The sequence below is a fragment of the Pseudooceanicola profundus genome, from assembly GCF_054919315.1.
The window spans coordinates 3,435,198-3,448,913 of the sequence record NZ_CM142898.1; the positions used below are offsets into that span (position 1 = coordinate 3,435,198).

Genomic DNA, 13,716 nt, shown 5'->3' on the forward strand with positions numbered 1-13,716 from the left:
GCCTGAACCGAATGACGCGCAACGTCAAATGCAGATCGCTTTGGTGAATTGGATGAAGAAGCTCGATGACGTTCGAGGCTGGCGGGAGTGGAAGCGAGCGCAGATAGGATACACTCTTCGTTTTGATGATGAGATGCTGCCACCTGAGCCTTCATTGGGGGATTTCGAGTTTGATCAGGAAATCAATAACCAACATGCGGTTTTGATGGCGTACTTGGAGCTATCGAGCACTCTTGAAGGGCTGCGCGAGGTTGAGTGGTACTTCAGGAGATATCCCTTTTCCTCGGCTCCAGTGACGAAGGAAAGTCATCTACGAAATATTTGTGAGTTATACTTCGGCAAGTTCTATCAATTCAGGGAACGGTTGAAGAAGCTATCCGAGGCACTCCATGTAGCTGTGCCCGACCACAAGTTGGGTTTCGGCGATTTTATAAAGAAATTTGATAAAGAGTTTAAAGATGAGATACGGGAACGCCACGGCGTGCATCATCACGCAGGATTTTCTGACGTTGGTATCTCTAGGATTGCGCTCTTTGGGCTGTTGGGTCTTTCAGAGGACAGGCCCCACGCCAAAGAAGCTCAGCGTGAGCACTATCGCACGGCTTCGAAACAGTGGGCACAGCGTTGTAAACGAAGGGCTGCAGTCATGAGCAAGTTTTTGGATGCGGTTACTGTTGCCTTGTTGGATGTATGTCCTTTTCTCGATGGTGAGAAAGATGGCGGGGAAGCGTAGGAGGACATAGCTTGCCTACTATCTGCCTACTAGAGAAAATGGCCCGCCTCGGTCAAAGCGCAAAAAAGCCACCAAGCTATTGGGCTTGGTGGCTTTTTATGGCTCCGGCGGTAGGGATCGAACCTACGACCAATTGATTAACAGTCAACTGCTCTACCGCTGAGCTACGCCGGAACATGTGGGGCTGTATAGCGATGCGATTCAGGGGCGTCCAGAGGCAATTGTCACGAAAATTTCGATTTTCTGTCCGGAGGCCCCATGACCTTGCGGCAGGGTCACGAGGTCCGCGTGAAAGCGCTGTCCGCGCGCAGGTCTCCTGCCGGTACGACCCGGGATCTTCCCGTAAGGTCAATGAGATGCGCGAGGACATTGCGCGTCGCGGCGGGCAGGAGGCGCGGATCGGTATCGGTGTAGATACGGGCTGCGAGGGCGGCGGCGGTGGCGGGACCGGCGGCGAGCGCGTCCAGAATCGCCCCCTCGCGGGCGCGGCGGTGGGAGAGCAGGAAGGCGAGCCGTTCGGCCGGGGCGTCGACCGGTGCGCCGTGGCCGGGATGGAAGCGCCGGGCGGGGCGGGCGGCAAGGCGTTCGCACGACGCCATGAAATCGGTGAGATCGCCATCGGGGGGCGAGACGAGAGAGCTGGCCCATCCCATCACCAGATCGCCGGAGAAGAGCTCCTCGCCCAGCTGGAAGCTCAGGTGGTTGCCATAGTGGCCCGGCGTCCAGAGCGCCTCCAGCGTCCAGTCGGGGCCGGAGACCTCCTCCCCGTCGGCCAGTTCGATGTCGGGCACGAAGGCGGCGTCCACCCCTTCACCGCCGCCGATCTCCCCGGCTGCGGCGAGGGTCTGCATCGCGGCCGAGCGTCCGGCGAAGGCGTCGCCGTAGGCCAGCACGGGGGCGCCGGTCGCCTCGGACAGCGGTCGGGCGAGGGGGGAATGGTCGAGATGGGCGTGGGTCACGAAAATGTGGCTGATCCTCTGACCGGGGGCGAGGGCCGCCAGAATCGCGGCCATGTGCGCGTCATCGCGGGGGCCCGGGTCGATCACGGCGATCTCGGATTGGCCCACGAGATAGGTGTTCGTGCCGCGATAGGTCATCGGCGAGGGGTTCGGCGCCACGATCCGCCGCACGAGGGGCGAGAGCGCCTCGGCCACGCCGGGCCGGGGATCGAAATCATCCGGCGCCTGCATCTGGGGGGGCATGGGCTTCTGCATGGGCTTTCCTCCGCCAAGTCCGCTGCTAAGGTTTAGCCATGACCTTCGACTGGCTCAAACGCTATGTGCCGCGCAGCCTCTACGGGCGGGCGGCGCTCATCCTCGTGCTTCCGGTTGTGACGCTGCAACTGGTGGTCTCCGTCGTCTTCATCCAGCGCCACTTCGAGGGGGTGACCCGGCAGATGACCGGCTCGCTCTCGCTCGAGCTGGGGATGCTGCTGGAGGCGGACAAGGAAGAGGCGGCGCTGCTGCCCGAGATCACGCTGGACGAGATCTCGAACATGCTCGAGATCGCGGTCACGAAGGTGCCCGAGGCCGATCTGCCGGCCGAGGACCAGCGGCGCTGGTACGATTTCTCCGGCCTCGTGGTGATCTCGACGCTGGACGAGAACGTGCCGCAGGTGCGGGCCGTGTTGCTGCCCGACAACCAGCGTGTCACCGTCTTTGCCGAGGGCAGCCGCGGGCTGCTGCGGTTCGATTTCTCGCGCAAGCGGGTCTCGGCCTCCAACCCGCACCAGTTGCTGGTGAACATGGTGGTCTTCGGCATCCTGATGACGGCGATCTCCTTCATCTACCTGCGCAACCAGCTGCGGCCGGTCACCCGGCTGGCCAAGGCGGCGGAGGCCTTCGGCCGCGGTCGGGTGGAGCCCTACAGGCCCTCGGGTGCGGTGGAGGTGCGGGCGGCGGGCAATGCCTTCCTCGACATGCGCACCCGGATCGAACGCCAGATCGAGCAGCGCACGCTGATGCTCTCCGGGGTCAGCCACGACCTGCGCACGCCGTTGACGCGGCTGAAGCTGGGGCTCTCCATGCTTGAGGACGAGGACCGCGAACCGATGGAGCGCGACGTGGCCGAGATGCAGCGCCTGCTGGACGAGTTCCTCGCCTTCGCGCGCGGCACCACGGGCGAGGAGGTCGAGGAGGTCGACCCCATCGCGTTGGTCCGGCAGATCGTGGAGGACGACCAGCGCGGCAAGGTTCCGGTGACGCTGGTGGCGACCGAGGGCGAGGGCACGGTGCAGCTGCGCCCCGGCGCGATCCGGCGCGCGGTGGAGAACCTGATTTCCAATGCCGTGCGCTATGGGGAGCGGGCCGAGGTCTCGGTCACTCTGTCGGAGAAGAGCCTGCGCATCCGGGTCGAGGATGACGGCCCCGGCATTCCCGCGGAGCGGCGCGAGGAGGCGCTGCGGCCCTTCACCCGGCTCGACGAATCGCGCAACCAGAACCGCGGCCTCGGCGTGGGTCTGGGGCTGTCCATCGCCATCGACATCGCGCGCGCCCACGGCGGTGTGCTCCGGCTGGGGGACAGCACGCGGATGGGCGGGCTGCAGGCGGATATCGTGATCGCCCGGTGAGGGATCGCTGCGCGCCGTGCAGGACCGGTGAAGGGTCTCGCTGCGCGCCGTGCAGGGGGCGCCTTTCAGCTGACCCCGGGGCAGAGACGCGGGCGGCGATAGACCGCAGCACCGTGCCCTGTCGTGATCGTGGCGCACGGGACCGGCGATTGCCTCTGGCGGGCGGGATGAAGAAAAGCCCCCGGCGCGAGGCGCCGGGGGCGTTGAACGGCCAACGGGAAGGCCCGCCGCCTTACTGCGGTGCGGGGGCCGCTTCCATGATCGTCTTCGACATCTCCTCGACCGAGGTCGAGAAGCTGGCGACACGCGGCGGAAACTCCTCGAAGGAGGCCACGAAGGAATTCACCAGGCCAAGTGCCGGCCCGATCGCCCAGGAGCGGTTCTCCTGCCATTCATCGAAACCGCGCGCCCCGTGGAACCGCTCGAACGGGTCGAGGTCGAGGCGGGTGATCTGCGGCGACGTCATCTCGTACTGCTGGCCGTTGAACCAGCGGTCCTGGTGGGTGAAGAGGAATTTCCATTCCCCGTACCGCAGCCCGTGGAAGGTCGTTTCGGAGAAGAAGTAGAATTCCATCCGGTTCGACGGGCCGGACTTGGTCAGGATCGGCGTCTGGTCATAGCCGTCGAGATGCACCTTGAAGGACTTGCCCCCGATCTCGGTGCCCGCCAGAAGGTCTTCCTTCAGGTCCGGCTTGCCCAGCTGGCTCATGATGGTGGGGATCCAGTCCTCCATGGTCATCAGCTCGCCGGTGGTCGTGCCCTCGGGGATGAGTCCCGGCCATTTGACCATCATCGGCACCTTGAAGGCACCCTCGTAGCCGCCGACGCCCTTCTCGCCCCGGAACGGCTGGTTGCCGCCATCAGGCCAGGAGTTCGACGCCGCGCCGTTGTCGGTGGAGAACATGACCATCGTGTTGTCCGCCACGCCCAGATCGTCGAGCAGCGTCAGCAGTTCGCCCACGTCGTCGTCCATCTCGACCATGCCATCGGCATAGACGTTCCCGAGGCCGGTGATGCCCGCGTAGTGGTCATCGAGGTTGGTCTTGTAGTGCATCCGCGTGGTGTTGTGCCAGACGAAGAAGGGCTCGTTCGCCTCCACAGCGTCCGTGATGAAACGCTTGCTTTCCACCAGCACGTCCTGGTCGAGGTGCCGTTGCACATCCGCGCCGAAGGGGCCGAGGTCCTCGATCTCCTGCCCGCCATCGGCGGTGGCGAAGCTGTGGGTGATGCCGCGCTGCGCGAGGTTTGCGTCCTCGAAGGCCTGCGCGGGGTAGTCGACCTGTTCGGGGTATTCCCCGGCGTTCAGGTGGTAGAGGATGCCGAAGAACTCGTCGAAGCCGTGGTTCGTGGGCAGGTGGGTGTCCTGATCGCCGAGGTGGTTCTTGCCGAACTGCCCGGTGCGATAGCCTTCGGCCTTGAGCATTTCCGCCAGCGTCGGGTCCTCGGTCGAGAGGCCCTGCGGCGCGCCGGGCAGACCCACCGTGGCGAGGCCGACGCGGATCGGATACTGCCCGGTGATGAAGGCCGCGCGCCCTGCGGTGCAGGACGCCTGCGCATAGTGATCCATGAAGAGCATGCCTTCATTTGCGATCCGGTCGATATTGGGCGTTTCGCCCGCCATCATTCCGCGGTGATAGGCCGAGATGTTCCACATCCCGACATCATCCCCCCAGATCACGAGGATATTCGGTTTGGCCGGCGCCTCCTGCGCGGCAACCGTGGATGCCGACAGCGCCAGGAGAGCGGACGCGAGGGCAGATCGAAAAGACATTGCGGGGACTCCATTTTTCAATAGATTCTTGGGTAGTGATCAAATCCTAGTACAAAGTGGATTTGAGTTTGTCGTTTGGTGGATAGTTTGCCGGAAAAAGTTGTTTGATATGCGGTCTCTGAAAGTATTGCGCACACAGGGGTGGTTGGCCTCCACCGCCCCGGAATTCCGGGACGCGGTTCTTGGCCGCGCTGATCTGATCAGGTTCGGAAATGGTGAAACGGTTTACAATGCCGGCGACCCGTCGGGGGCGATCTACGGCATCCTGGATGGACATCTCGAAGTGCACTTGCAAGGGGTCGACGCGTCGAATTCACTCGCCTTCATTTCCGGTCCTGGTGCCTGGCACGGCGATCTTGCCTCGACGCTCGGGCGCAGGCGATTGCTCACCCTGACGGCCCGTGGCCCTTGTCAGCTGCTGCGGCTGCGGCGGGAGGAGCTCCAGCGGATCTGCGCCGAACAGCCCTGCGGCTGGCAAGAGATCGCGCGGCTTCTGGCCACCAACATGGCGCTCACCTTCGAGGTCGTCGGCCTGCTGCGCATCCAGAACCTCTCCGAACGCGTGGCACGCGCCCTGCTTCTGCTCGCCCAGCCTGAGACCGGGGCGCCGCGGGTGGTCCGGGCCTCGCAGAGCGACATCGCGACGATCATTCAGGCCTCGCGCAGCGCGGTGGCCGCCCGGCTGGCCGAGTTCGAGGCACTGGGCCACGTGAAGCGCGGCTACGGGACGATCGTCCTGGCCGCGCCCGAGGCGCTTGAGGCGGTCGTCGGTCTTGAACGGGAAGACGATCTGGCCTGAGGGGCTGACCTGAGGGTCTGCTGCCATCGGCACCTGGTGACCGCGCGCGGGCGAGGGGCGGGCTCAGCCCAGCAGGTCGAAGGTGCTGCCGCCGATGCTGAGCATGATCGCATCCTGCGCCGCGCCATCCACAAGGGCCCAGAGGATCTGACCGGTCGGGCGATAGAGGACAAAGGCTTCGTCGACCTCTGCCGCGCCGGCATCGCCGGTCGCACCGAAGGTCACCCGGAAATCCTCGGCCGAGGCCGCGCCGCCGAAGACCAGCATATCGCCCTCGGTATCCGAAAAGTCCTGCACCCAGTCCGAGCCATGGCCTTCGCTGCCGAGGTGGTAGAACCGGTCCGCCCCGGCGCCGCCATTGAGGCGATCGCTGCCGAACCCGCCATTGAGGAAGTCCGCCCCGTCGCCGCCGTAGAGCAGATCCGACAGCGCCTGACCGGTGAGGACGTCATCCCCGGTGCCGCCGATCAGCGTATCCGCGCCAAAGCCACCGTCGAGGGTATCGGACCCGGCGTCGCCGCGCAGGGCGTCGTTGCCATAGCCGCCGTTCAGGTAGTCGTCGCCCGATCCGCCATAGAGGCTGTCGGCGCCATCCTGTGCGGGATCGCTGCCCATGCGGGACCCGTAAAGCACATCATCGCCCCGCCCACCGACAAGCCGGTCGTGCCCCAAGCCGCCTTCGAGCGTGTCGTTCAGGTCGGTCGGCGTGTCGTACTGGCTCTCGTATGTATCGTCGCCATAGATCAGGTCGTCGAAGGCGCCGCCGATGATGTGGTCGTTGCCGTCCTGTCCAGTGACCGTCACGGCCCCGGGTTCGGAGGAGAGGTCGATCAGGTCATCGCCATCGGTCTCCCCGAAGACGCGGGTCGCATTGATGGTCCAGCCGTAGGTCTCGGTCAGGATCGTGTAGGCGGCGACGTTGCTGTAGTCCGGCGCAAGCCCCAGGTCAATGCCCGTGGGGATCCGCGTCTCCCCGGGATCGAGCCGGGCCCAGCCTTCAAGGGTCGCGTCGAAATCCGCGACCGACATGCTGGCGTTGTTGAGCATATAGCGGGCGTTCGTCAGCGAAGAGAGGTCCCACGCGCCGAGGTCGCCCGAGACCTGCGCGCCGTCGAACATATACGACATCTGGGTCACGTTGCTGACGTCCCAGTCCCCGACGTCGAAGACCCCGCGGGTGCCGAGGAACATCCGGGACATGTCGGTGACGCTGCTGGTGTCCCAGCCCCCGATCCCCGCCGGGTTCAACGTCGAGCCGGGCCGGAAGGCCAGGGCAAAGGCGAACATCCCGGACATGTCGGTCACGTTGCTGGTGTCCCAGCCGCTGAGGTCCCGGTTGAAGCTGTAGGCGTTCTCGAACATGCTGCGCATGGTGGTCACGCTGCCGGTGTCCCAACCGCTGATATCGCCGGTGAAGCGTCTGGCCGAGGTGAACATCTGCGCCATGTTGGTCACGCGGCCCGTGTCCCAGCCGCTGATGTCCCCGCTGAAGGCCTGCGCCTGGTAGAACATCGCGTTCATCGAGGTGACATGCGACGTGTCCCAGTCTCCGATGTCCTGGTCGAAGCTCTGCGCCCCGTAGAACGTGCCGGTCATGGTCGTGACGCTGCCGGTGTCCCAGGCCCCGATATCCACGTCAAAGTCACGGTTGTTCTGGAAGGTGCGCTCCAGCGAGATGACGGCGCTCGTATCCCATGATCCGAGGTCATCGGGAATTGGCCGCGATGTCCCGTCGGAATTGACGCTGAAATAGCTGGTGAGATCGTTGGTCGGGGCGGTCGTCAAAAGTCTGCTTCAAACGTAAATTGGATTCTAAGGGGTCGGGAAATGAAAGGGCATCGATCGGATTTATCCGCAATTTCATTGCAATAAGCGCGGGGGTCAAGCGCGTCTGAATGACGTTTTTTGAGGATGGCGATATTTCGCAAATCCGGCTGCCGATGGAATTGCGAGGTGCGCCCCCCTCAAGTCTGACGAGACGGGGCGCTGTCCGGTGGCCGGTCCGCCGTCAGGTGCCGCCTGGCTGTCCGATGTCGGGTCATCCGGCATGGCCGGGCCCCTGTCCCTGTCCGTTTTCGGGCCAAGCCCTGTGTCTTGCGTCGGTCGTGTCGCGCCGGGCCGGGGCGCCGGCGCGCGGCCCGACAGGCGCGGCCCGACAGGCGCGGCCCGACAGGCGCGGCCCGACAGGCGCGGCCCGACAGGCGCGGCCCGACAGGCGCGGCCCGACAGGCGCGGCCCGACAGGCGCGGACCGAGAGGCGCGGACCGAGAGGCGCGGGCAAGGTCAGCGCCGGGCCCGTGGTGACGGACCCGGCAGGCGCCTCAGTCGATGGTGACCGCCGCGGTTCCGAGGCCCTCGATCCGGGTGTTCACCTCGGTGCCCTTGTCGAACCACGGCACGCCACAAAGCGAACCGGTGATGACGACCTGCCCGGGGTCCAGCCGACGCCCCATGGCGTCGAGCGTGCGCAGGCAGCGCCGCAGGCTGGTCCGGGCGGAGCCGCCCGGAATGGTGATCGGCCCCTCGACGACGGTGGTGTCATTGGCGGTCATCTGCGCGGTGACCGTGGTGAAGTCCCGGCCATCCCAGTTCTCGGGCCCGGTGCCGAGGATCAGCCCCTCGTTCAGCTGGAAATCCGCGAGTTTCAGCACGGGGTCGCTGGCGCGTGCCCCGGTCAGGCGGGTGTCCACGAGTTCGAGCGCGACCCGCGGGCGGAAGTAGGCCTGCAGCGCCTCGGGCGGCGGGCCGTCGGGCAGCGGGGCCACGAGTTCGAAGCCAACCTCCAGTTCCACCGCCAGCCGATCACGTGCGGTGACGGTGGCGCCGCTGGGGTGGGTGCGGGCCTGCGGGATGGGCGCGAAGGTGACGACCTCCTCGTCCTGCGCGCCGATCTTGTAGCCCGCGACCGGTCCGAGCGTGGCCATGACATCTGCCTGCAGCGCGCGCGCCTCGGCCCGTGTCGCGGGCAGGGCCATCCCCTCGGGGTCGAAGCGGCTGCGGGTCCGATGCGCTTCGATGAGGGCTTGGGTGAACTGCGTCAAATCCGTCATGATCCTGTCCTGCTCAACGTCTGTGTCGCGCAGAAGGAAACAGGAAAAGGACGCCGGGGCAAGAGGATGGGCGACGCCCGCCTCTCCCGGTCGTGGAACCGCGTCTCGATATCGGCTCAGGACGCCGTTTCACGGGGCAGGGCCTAATGGGGCAGGGCCTCATGGGGCAGGGCCTCATGGGGCAGGGCGCGGCGCCCGGGTCATGTCCGGCCGGGCGCCCCGCACGGGCTTCAGGCCAGCAGGTCGTAGGTCTGGCCCCGGATGACGATGTCGATCGAGGCCTGCGCCGCGCCATCCACCAGCGCCCAGAGGATTTGCCCGGTGGGCTGGAAGATGATGAAAGCCTCCTCCACGCCCGCTGCGCCCGCGTTCTCGGTCTCGGCGAAGTTCACCCTGAAGTCGGACGGCTGCCCGGACCCTCCAAGTTGCAGCCTGTCGCCCTCCGCATCGGAGAAGTCCTGTATCCAGTCCGATCCATGTCCCAGCACACCCACGTGGTAGAAGGTGTCGGCGCCGGCGCCGCCATTGATCCGGTCATGGCCGAACCCGCCGTTGACGAAATCCGCGCCCGCGCCGGCAAAGATCGCGTCACCGAAGGCGCCGCCGCTCAACCGGTCATTGCCCGTGCCGCCCACGATCGTGTCCGCGCCATGGCCGCCTTCGATCACGTCGTCCCCGGCATCGCCGCGCAGTTCGTCGTTGCCGTAGCCGCCGTCGATCGTGTCGTTGCCGCCGCGCCCGTAGATCGCATCCGCCAGATCCGCCGCCGTCTCGCCGCCGTAGAGCGCGTCGTGCCCGTCGCCGCCCTGAATCTGGTCATACCCGTCCCCGCCGAAGCCCCGATTGTTGCCTCCGGGCAGGAAGATCAGGATGTCATTGCCATCCCCGCCCTCGACGTAGTCATCCCCGGAGGTGCCCGTGATGATGTCGTTGCCGCCGCTGGCATCCAGGAAATGCAGGGTCTCGGGCATGCGCAAGACGTCGTTGTCCTCGCCCAGAACGGTGAAATTCTCGAATTCGACCGAGGTGAAGGCGGCGCTCGTGGTGCCGCGCAGGAACAGCACTGACTCGTCGCCCGTATCGGCGAACCCCTCGACCAAGATCGCCTGGCCATCGCTTGCCAGCCGTGCGTTCCGTAGCACCCCAACACCTTCCGGGTTGAGCACGTGCAGCGCCACCTGCGGCGCGTTGGACCTGCTGCCGGTCGCGAGCAGGAAATAGCCGTCATCGGTGACGGAGACATCGAAGGTGGAACTGTGCCCGATCCCGGCTGCCGCAGTGAAAACGGCCACCTCCGGTGCGCCCTCGGCCGTGAACAGGCGGCCCTGGACATTTGACGCCGAGTCCCCCCAGAGGATCGCGAAGCCGCCGGAGGGGCGCTCCACGATGACCGCCTGCTCAAAGCTTTCGCTGACTTCGTTGCTTCCGCCGAACTCGTAGTCGAAGACATTGATCTCGGGGGTGGCCGCGGTGCCATCCGCGTTGAAGATGCGGAACACGCGTCCGTCGTCCATGTGCCGCCAGGCGACCACGATCTGCCCGTTGTCCATCTGCTCGATGACGGGGCCGAGGTCCTCGGCATAGCGGGCATCATTCGTGATCAGGGTGGGCGTGCCGAGGGCGACGCCCTCGGCAGAATAGCCGCGCATCATCAGCCTTGGGTGGCCCGAGGCGGGGAACTCGACGTAGGTCACGGCGAAAAGACCGCCGGCAAGCGCCTCGATGTCGAGGGCCGGTGCCGGAGTTTCGAAGGCGGCCCCGCGGGGCGTTCCGTCCGGATCGAAGACCTGCATCCGCCCCACCGGAGCCGCCCCGACCGTGTCGCTGCTATGCTGCAGCCCAAGGACGAAACCGCCATCGCTCAGCGCTGCGGCCTGAACCGTGTTCGACGTACTCGGACGCTCCCCATCAAGCAGGTCGGAGAGGGAGACCGGGGCGCCGATCCGCTCGCCCGCGGCATTGCCCATCCAGAGGATTTCACCGTTGAAAAGAACGATATCGCCACTTTCCAACCTGAGCAGCTCGAGTCCCCGAAAGCTGACATGGCTGCCATAAAGAAAGGTGGATTGTGCGTCTGTGATCAGGCGGTATTCATTCATGGTCTAATTTCTTTCGGTATTTCAGGTCGGTACGGGATTTTTTGAAATGATGGCGATAATGTTAAAGAAAGTTGGCGCCAATTGATAGGCTGCCGAGTTCTGCAAACGATAGTTTCATCTGGGGGAATATGGACGACGGGCCGCAGACCGTTTCGGGGCGGTCAGATGCGCCATTGAGAGGGGCGGGGCTCTGCCGTCCTGCGCGCCAGACGTTGCCACACCAAGCCAAGCACGATCTGTCTTCGGGGGGGCGGACGGTGTTTTGGTAGGCCCGGCAGGATTTGAACCCGCAACCAAAGCGTTATGAGCGCTCTGCTCTAACCGTTGAGCTACAGGCCCGTCCGACGCCGTTATCGCGATCTGCGCGGGAAGGGTCAAGCATGCGCGCCATTGCACGGGTGCGTGGATTGCATCCGGGCCACGGGGCTGCTTCTTTGGCGCCAGCCAAGGAGGCCCTTCATGACACGTATTCACCGCACTGCTGTCGGCGACGCAGCCCTGACCGTCCTCTACGACGGCGCAATGTACCCGCAGGCCGAGGCCGTGTTGCCGACCTATGATGCCTCCCTCGCGGCGCAGGCCGATGCCCAGACCGGGGCACGGGCCGAGGAGCCGCTGAAGTTCGACATCAATGCCTGCCTGGTCGAGATGGAGGGCCAGCTTGTCCTGATCGACGCGGGCAATCCCCCGGGCCGCAGCCCCGACGCCGGGTTCACGCCCGAGGCACTGGAGGAGGCGGGCGTGACGCCGGAGCAGATCACGATTGTCCTGCTGACCCATCCCCACGGCGATCACGTCGGCGCGCTGCTGGACGACGCGGGCACGGCGCGGTTCCCGAACGCCACCCTCGTGATCAGCCGGACCGACTGGGAGATGGTGCACGACGACGCGCTGCTGGAGGCCCTCAGCGAGGGCTCGCGCAGCTCGCGCCTCTACGTCCGCACCACGCTGGCCCCCTATGCCGGCGGCGTCCGGCTTCTGGAGGAGGGCGAGGAGGTCCTGCCCGGTCTCACCCATGTGCCGCTGCCGGGCCATACGCCGGGCCATTCCGGCTTCCGCCTGCAGGACGGGGAGGACAGCCTGTTGATCCTCGCCGACGTCGTGCATTCGCAGCGCTTCCAGTTCGCCCTGCCGGAGTGGAGCGTGATCTATGACCTCGACGGGGATCAGGCGCGGGCAACCCGGCTGGCCCTGCTGGAGCAGCAGGCGCGCAGCGGCGAGCGCGTCGTGGGGATGCACCTCGATTTCCCCGGCGTGGGCCGGGTGGAGGCGGCGCCCCTTGGCTACCGCTTCGTCCCAGACTGAGGGAGGACCGTTGTGGGGCCGAGGCGGGCGACGGGGCCGGGGACCTCGGGAGAGGTCTGCGTCCTCCGAACCTTGCGCCCCCGAACCTTGCGTCCCCGTACCTTGGGCCCCCGTACCTTGAGCGCCCGTACCCTTGGGCCCCCGCAGCCTGCGCCCCGGAAACCTCTGACGGAGGGATCGCGGGCGGATGGAAACCGGGCGGAGCGAAACTCTGGCTGAAACCTGTGGTTTCGGCCCGCTTGCCCCGTGGACAGCCGCGCCGCATTGCTCTATCGGGGGCGCCATCATCAGGAGAGTGCGCATGAGCGGGAAACCCAACGGGATCACCTATGCCGATGCCGGCGTGGACATCGACGCGGGCAATGAGCTGGTCGAACGGATCAAGCCGGCGGCGAAGCGGACCAGCCGGTCCGGCGTCATGTCGGGCCTGGGCGGCTTCGGCGCGCTCTTCGACCTGAAGGCCGCGGGCTACGAGGACCCGATCCTCGTGGCGGCCACCGACGGCGTGGGCACCAAGCTGCGCATCGCCATCGACACCGGCCTCGTGGACGGCGTGGGCATCGACCTCGTCGCCATGTGCGTGAACGACCTCGTCTGCCAGGGCGCCGAGCCGCTCTTCTTCCTCGACTATTTCGCCACCGGCAAGCTGTCGGTCGACGCCGCCGCCCGCGTGGTCGAAGGCATCGCCGAGGGCTGCTACCGCTCGGGCTGTGCCCTGATCGGCGGCGAAACCGCTGAGATGCCGGGCATGTACCCGGCGGGCGATTTCGACCTCGCGGGCTTTGCCGTGGGGGCTATGGAGCGCGGCACCGCGCTGCCCGACGGCGTGCAGGCGGGCGATGTCCTGCTGGGCCTCGCCTCGGACGGGGTGCATTCCAACGGCTATTCGCTGGTCCGCAAGGTGGTCGAGGTCTCGGGCCTCGGCTGGGACGCGGCCTGTCCCTTCGGCGAGGGCACCCTCGGCGAGGCGCTGCTGACGCCGACCCGTCTCTACGTGAAGCCGGCGCTCGCCGCCGTGCGCGCGGGCGGTGTCCATGCCCTTGCCCATATCACCGGCGGCGGCCTGACCGAGAACCTGCCCCGCGTGATCGAGGGCTTCGGCGCCGAGATCGACCTCTCCGCATGGTCGCTGCCGCCGGTCTTCCAGTGGCTGCGCGAACAGGGCGGCACCGATCAGGCGGATCTGCTCAAGACCTTCAACTGCGGCATCGGCATGGTCGTCGTCGTGGCGGCCGATCAGGCCGAGGCGCTGACCGCGCTGCTGGAAGGCGAGGGCGAAACCGTCTTCCGCCTCGGCACCGTGACGGACGGCGAAGGCGTCGCTTACACGGGCACGCTCTCTTGACCCAAGCCGAGACGAAGCGGGTCGCCATCCTCCTGTCGGGGGGCG

10 protein-coding genes and 2 tRNA genes are annotated in these 13,716 nt (G+C 66.1%); 5 read left to right on the forward strand and 7 right to left on the reverse strand.

Going from position 1 to position 13,716, the window contains the following annotated elements; all coding sequences use genetic code 11:
• Positions 1-28: 28 nt before the first annotated feature.
• Positions 29-733: a hypothetical protein gene (locus ACX9MO_RS15785; protein WP_462212532.1), complete on the forward strand. Its 705-nt coding sequence runs from the start codon at positions 29-31 to the stop codon at positions 731-733.
• A gap of 99 nt (positions 734-832) precedes the next feature.
• On the opposite strand, the gene ACX9MO_RS15790 is transcribed toward ACX9MO_RS15785, so the two are convergent.
• Both ACX9MO_RS15790 and ACX9MO_RS15795 read right to left on the reverse strand, forming a co-directional pair.
• A tRNA-Asn gene (locus ACX9MO_RS15790) sits at positions 833-907 on the reverse strand.
• Between the two features lie 101 nt (positions 908-1,008).
• Entirely contained in the window at positions 1,009-1,923 is a 915-nt protein-coding gene (locus ACX9MO_RS15795) for an MBL fold metallo-hydrolase (protein ID WP_462214464.1), read from the reverse strand.
• Between the two features lie 62 nt (positions 1,924-1,985).
• Here ACX9MO_RS15795 and ACX9MO_RS15800 point away from each other — a divergent pair, with 62 nt between their 5' ends.
• On the forward strand, positions 1,986-3,302 hold the full coding sequence (locus ACX9MO_RS15800; protein WP_222489568.1) for an ATP-binding protein: 1,317 nt from the start codon (positions 1,986-1,988) through the stop codon (positions 3,300-3,302).
• Positions 3,303-3,534: 232 nt separating this feature from the next.
• On the opposite strand, the gene ACX9MO_RS15805 is transcribed toward ACX9MO_RS15800, so the two are convergent.
• Positions 3,535-5,073, reverse strand: coding sequence for an arylsulfatase (locus ACX9MO_RS15805; RefSeq protein WP_462212533.1), 1,539 nt, complete (start codon positions 5,071-5,073; stop codon positions 3,535-3,537).
• Between the two features lie 145 nt (positions 5,074-5,218).
• Here ACX9MO_RS15805 and ACX9MO_RS15810 point away from each other — a divergent pair, with 145 nt between their 5' ends.
• Positions 5,219-5,872: a Crp/Fnr family transcriptional regulator gene (locus tag ACX9MO_RS15810; protein ID WP_462212534.1), complete on the forward strand. Its 654-nt coding sequence runs from the start codon at positions 5,219-5,221 to the stop codon at positions 5,870-5,872.
• 63 nt (positions 5,873-5,935) lie between these two features.
• Here ACX9MO_RS15810 and ACX9MO_RS15815 read toward each other — a convergent pair whose 3' ends face one another.
• The 4 genes from ACX9MO_RS15815 to ACX9MO_RS15830 form a co-directional block, all read right to left on the reverse strand.
• Positions 5,936-7,657, reverse strand: a complete 1,722-nt coding sequence (locus ACX9MO_RS15815; RefSeq protein ID WP_462212535.1) for a BspA family leucine-rich repeat surface protein — start codon at positions 7,655-7,657, stop codon at positions 5,936-5,938.
• 536 nt (positions 7,658-8,193) lie between these two features.
• A complete protein-coding gene (locus ACX9MO_RS15820; protein WP_462212536.1) occupies positions 8,194-8,922 on the reverse strand; it encodes a hydratase in 729 nt (242 codons plus the stop codon).
• Positions 8,923-9,152: 230 nt separating this feature from the next.
• A complete protein-coding gene (locus tag ACX9MO_RS15825; protein WP_462212537.1) occupies positions 9,153-11,021 on the reverse strand; it encodes a calcium-binding protein in 1,869 nt (622 codons plus the stop codon).
• A gap of 263 nt (positions 11,022-11,284) precedes the next feature.
• Positions 11,285-11,360: transfer RNA gene (locus ACX9MO_RS15830), tRNA-Ile, on the reverse strand.
• Positions 11,361-11,480: 120 nt separating this feature from the next.
• Here ACX9MO_RS15830 and ACX9MO_RS15835 point away from each other — a divergent pair.
• Both ACX9MO_RS15835 and purM read left to right on the forward strand, forming a co-directional pair.
• Positions 11,481-12,326, forward strand: coding sequence for an MBL fold metallo-hydrolase (locus ACX9MO_RS15835; protein ID WP_462212538.1), 846 nt, complete (start codon positions 11,481-11,483; stop codon positions 12,324-12,326).
• A 301-nt stretch (positions 12,327-12,627) separates the two neighbouring features.
• Positions 12,628-13,671, forward strand: a complete 1,044-nt coding sequence (purM, locus tag ACX9MO_RS15840; protein ID WP_462212539.1) for a phosphoribosylformylglycinamidine cyclo-ligase — start codon at positions 12,628-12,630, stop codon at positions 13,669-13,671.
• Positions 13,672-13,716 lie beyond the last annotated feature (45 nt).